Here is a 2,213-nt window from a genome sequence, read left to right on the forward strand (position 1 = left end):
TTAAACTTTTTTATGAAGGCTACCAAGCGAAAGCGCGGTAGAAAAATCTGTGTCTATTTTCTTGACATAGTATCAATCTTACGAAAATTATATTTCGAATTAGTAGTTGATAAAGACAAATAAATAAATTTCTGTCTCAGAGAAAGTCCTAAAGGGGTGTTTTGAGATGCATTTCTTGAGATATAAAGAACGGCACTCAATGAAATAACAAGTAATAATATAATATGAACGTTTGTTAACATATTAGGACGTTCTCTTTTGAAAAAGGAATTGATAAAAACAGGTATAGAAGCAGTGTATTTCACTTCAGAAATAACACTGCTTTTTTGTGTTTATATAGAACTTTTATAATCAAATTAATTGAAGACTTATTGCACTAGCGAAATTGGATTTTTACCAGCAGCCTAGATTTAATGGTAAAGTGACGGAGTAGAACCGAATGATGAGGATATAAGAAATTTATATAAAATACGGTTCTGGTGAATTAACTTCTTTATTTTTACTGTAGAAATAAATGGCTTCGATTAAAAAAGCGTACAATGTTATTTACTTTTGGGTTATTGTTCGATAATTAATGTATGAAATATGAAATTTAGTAATAAAGAAGAATAAAAAAATAAGGAATCGTTAACATTAAGGTTAGGATTCAGGCAATAGCATAAGGCTACATCAGATTAATTAAAGTTTTGGCATAGATAGCTGAGACAAAATTAGTTCTACTTTTCATTGTTTGAAAGCGGTTTACTTCCTAAGATTAATATATAGGTATTATGATTTTGAAAGGAAGTGGGTCAAATGACTCAACAAGATAGAGGGATTAAAGTTGGCGTGCAGAAATTCGGTAACTTTTTAAGCTCCATGGTTATGCCGAATATTGGAGCATTTATAGCATGGGGGTTAATTACAGCTCTTTTTATTGAAGCAGGATGGTTTCCAAATGAGGAATTGGCTTCATTAGTGGACCCAATGGTAAAATATTTGTTACCATTATTAATCGGTTACACTGGCGGTAAACTTATTTATGACGCTCGCGGTGGTGTCGTTGGTGCGATTGCAACAATGGGTGTCATTGTTGGAGCAGAAATACCAATGTTCCTTGGAGCCATGATCATGGGTCCGATTGGTGGATGGGTCATCAAAAAGTTTGACTCGTTAATAGAAGGAAAAGTAAAAACTGGTTTTGAAATGTTAGTAAATAACTTTTCTTCCGGGATATTAGGTGGCATACTTGCTATTCTTTCATACTTGTTAGTAGGACCTGGAGTAAGTGTCCTTACGGGCTGGTTAGTGACTGGCGTAGAATGGATGTTAGGAGTAGGCGTTCTGCCATTAACAAGCATTTTAATTGAACCAGCAAAAATATTGTTCTTAAATAATGCAATAAATCATGGTGTTTTATCACCAATTGGGATAGAGCAGGTTAAACAAACTGGAGCATCGATCTTATTCCTGCTAGAAGCAAACCCTGGACCAGGTATCGGAGTTCTTTTAGCATATTGCTTCTTTGGAAGAGGAACAGCTAAGCAAACAGCGCCTGGTGCAAGTATCATCCATTTCTTTGGTGGGATTCATGAAATTTATTTCCCATATGTATTAATGAATCCTCTATTGTTTATTGCTGTTATACTAGGTGGAATAAGCGGAGTATTCACCTTATCTGTTCTTGGTGGTGGTTTAGTAGCTCCATCTTCACCTGGAAGTTTTCTAGCTATTCTTGCTGTAACGCCTGCTGGTAACTATTTTGCTAATATTGCGGGTGTAGTAGTAGCAGCACTAGTTTCACTTCTCATTTCTTCAATCATATTAAAAACAAGTAAAACAAAAGAAGGAAGCATTGAAGATGCATCGCAAAAAATGCAAGAGATGAAAGGGAAGAAAAGTAGTGTAGCAAGTGCATTAAGTGCAGAAGACGTGAACGGAGATTTCACATCTAAAGATATTGACCATATCATTTTTGCATGTGATGCGGGTATGGGTTCAAGTGCTATGGGAGCTTCTCTTCTAAGGAAAAAAGTAAAAGAAGCTGGATTAAATATGAAGGTTACGAACACAGCTATAAGCAACCTTCCAAGTGATGCAAAACTTGTTATTACACAAGAGGAACTAACTCCACGTGCAAAACAAAAAGTACCAAATGCATTGAACTGACCTAGCCAAATGAGACATATATAAAACACCTATCCATATTAAATTTAACACTTTTTCATTAATTT

At 34.8% G+C, this 2,213-nt stretch carries 1 pseudogene; it reads left to right on the plus strand.

Features of this window, described 5'->3' with window-relative positions:
- Positions 1-795: 795 nt before the first annotated feature.
- Positions 796-2,139, plus strand: a pseudogene (locus ACR65M_RS26735) (PTS mannitol transporter subunit IIBC); the annotation flags it as partial.
- Positions 2,140-2,213: the final 74 nt, after the last annotated feature.

The sequence above is a fragment of the Ferdinandcohnia sp. SAFN-114 genome (assembly GCF_059415045.1).